3 protein-coding genes are annotated in these 2615 nt (G+C 77.1%); all 3 read left to right on the forward strand.

Annotated features, from left to right (window positions below; translation table 11 throughout):
• The coding region (locus tag CRM73_RS18830; RefSeq protein WP_229588750.1) for a cysteine desulfurase family protein at positions 1–994 on the forward strand (994 nt) is incomplete at its 5' end.
• A 159-nt stretch (positions 995–1153) separates the two neighbouring features.
• Complete coding sequence (gene mnmA, locus CRM73_RS18835) at positions 1154–2356, forward strand: tRNA 2-thiouridine(34) synthase MnmA (protein ID WP_081615777.1); 1203 nt, start codon at positions 1154–1156, stop codon at positions 2354–2356.
• 10 nt (positions 2357–2366) lie between these two features.
• A partial coding sequence (locus CRM73_RS18840; protein ID WP_229588751.1) for a GTP cyclohydrolase I occupies positions 2367–2615 on the forward strand: 249 nt, incomplete at its 3' end.

The raw sequence follows: 2615 nt of genomic DNA on the forward strand, positions 1-2615 counted from the left end.
GGGCACCGAGGCCGACAACCTGGCCGTCCAGGGCCTGTACCGGCACCGGCGCGAGCAGGACCCCCGCCGCCGCCGCGTCCTCGTCTCCGCGGTGGAGCACGCCGCGGTGTCCGACACCGTCGAGTGGCTGGCCGCCCACGAGGGCGCCGAGGCCGTCTGGCTGCCCGTCGACGCGGCCGGCCGCGTGGACCCGGCCGCCGTGCGGGAGGAACTGGCCCGCGACCCGGGCGCCACCGCGCTGCTGGCCGTCATGTGGGCCAACAACGAGGTGGGCACCGTCCAGCCCGTCGCGGAGATCGCCGCCCTCGCGGAGGAGTTCGGGGTCCCCTTCCACTGCGACGCCGTGCAGGCCTTCGGCGCGCTGCCCGTCGACGCGCACCTGCCCGGGCTCACCACGCTGGCCGTCTCGGCCCACAAGGTGGGCGGACCGGTGGGCGCCGGGGCCCTCGTGGCCGGGCGCACGGTGGGGCTGGCGCCCGTCCAGCACGGGGGCGGGCAGGAGCGCACGGTGCGCTCCGGCACCCTCGACGCCGCCGCGCTCGCCGGCTTCGGGGTGGCGGCCCGTGAGGCCGCCGCGGAGCGGGAGACCGAGCAGGAGCGGCTCGCGGGCCTGCGCGACCGGCTGGTGGAGGGCGTGCGCCGGATCGTGCCGGACGCCGTGCTGCGCGGACCGGAGGACCGGGAGCACACGGGCGCCCGGCTGCCCGGCAACGCCCACTTCACCTTCCCCGGGTGCGAGGGCGACTCCCTCCTGTTCCTGCTGGACGGCGCCGGGATCGCCTCCTCCACCGGCTCGGCCTGCCACGCCGGGGTGCCCCGCGCGTCCTCCGTGCTGCTGGCCATGGGCCTGGACGAGGCCACCGCGCGCGGTGCGCAGCGCTTCAGCCTGGGCCGCACGAGCACGGGCGCCGACGTCGACGCCCTGCTCGCCGCGCTGCCCGAGGTCCACCGGCGGGCGCTGCGCGCCGGGCTCTCCGGCGCGGCGCCCGTCTGAGCCCGCACCAGTCGACGCCGCGCCGGTCCGACCCCGCGCCGCTCCGATCCCGCACCGGCGGGCCCGCGGGACCCGCCCCGCCGGGGCCGGGGAATACCGGCCGGCCGCGCCCCGTTGACGCCACGGACCACGACCCCGACCCCTGGAGACGATCTCACCGTGCGAGTACTGGCAGCCATGAGCGGCGGCGTCGACTCGGCCGTGGCGGCGGCCCGCGCCGTCGACGCCGGCCACGACGTGACGGGCGTGCACCTGGCCCTCTCGCGCACGCCCGGCACCCTGCGCACCGGTTCCCGGGGCTGCTGCACGATCGAGGACTCCCGGGACGCCTGGCGCGCCGCCGACGTCCTGGGCATCCCGTACTACGTGTGGGACTTCTCCGAGCGCTTCCAGGCCGACGTCGTCGACGACTTCGTCGCGGAGTACGCGGCCGGACGCACGCCCAACCCGTGCCTGCGGTGCAACGAGAAGATCAAGTTCGCCGCCCTGCTCGAGAAGGCCCTCGCCCTGGGCTTCGACGCCGTGTGCACCGGGCACTACGCCAAGGTGGTCGAGGACCCCGCCGGCGGCCGGGAGCTGCACCGCGCGGCGGACTGGGCGAAGGACCAGTCCTACGTCCTCGGCGTCCTCACGGCCGAGCAGCTCGAGCACGTGCTGCTCCCGCTGGCCGACACCCCGTCCAAGGCCGAGGTGCGGGCCGAGGCCGCCCGCCGCGGGCTGTCCGTGGCGAGCAAGCCCGACTCCCACGACATCTGCTTCATCCCCGACGGCGACACCCGCGGCTGGCTCGCGGAGCGCATCGAGATGACCGAGGGCGAGATCAAGGACGTCGAGGGCAACGTGGTCGGCACCCACTCCGGCGCCAACGCGTTCACGGTGGGCCAGCGCAAGGGCCTGCGCATCGGCACCCCGGCCCCCGACGGCAAGCCGCGCTTCGTCCTGGAGATCCGGCCGCGGACCAACGAGGTCGTGGTGGGCCCGCAGGCGATGCTGGCGGTCGACGAGCTGCGCGGGATCCGCCCCTCCTGGGCCGGGGCGCCCGTGCCCGAGGCGGCGCCGCTCCTGCGGCCCGGGGCCGCGGCCGGGGCGGCGTCGGCCCCGTTCCCCGTCCTCGCCCAGGTCCGGGCGCACGGGGACCCCGTCCCCGCCCGGGCCCATCTCGAGCTCGTCGAGGGGGACGGCGGCCCGCTGCCCGAGCTCGTGGTCCGGCTCGAGGAGCCGATGCGCGGCGTGGCCCCCGGACAGTCGGTCGTGCTCTACCAGGGCACCCGGGTCCTCGGCCAGGCCACGGTCGACCGCGCCCACTCGCTGGCCCGCCCCGACGTCCCGGGTGGTGCGGGCCGGCCCGATCCCGCCCGATAGACTGGCGGCCATGACCGCACCGCACCCCCACGCCTCCGCCGACGTCCGGGCCCACCAGGACTTCGACGCCACCGCGTCCTCGCTCCAGGAGCAGGCCGACCCCCGCGTGCTCGCCGAGCTGCAGTCCATCCGCGGCCACGACGGGATGGTCACCGGCCTGAGCAAGCTCGCCCGCCTCGTGGACCTCTTCGCCCGCCGGCCCCAGGTCCAGGAGCGGCTGACCACCCAGGTGGTGGAGGCGATCGTGGAGCACCTCCAG

This window comes from Kocuria sp. CCUG 69068, assembly GCF_020833785.1.
Classification (GTDB): Bacteria; Actinomycetota; Actinomycetes; order Actinomycetales; family Micrococcaceae; genus Kocuria; species Kocuria rosea.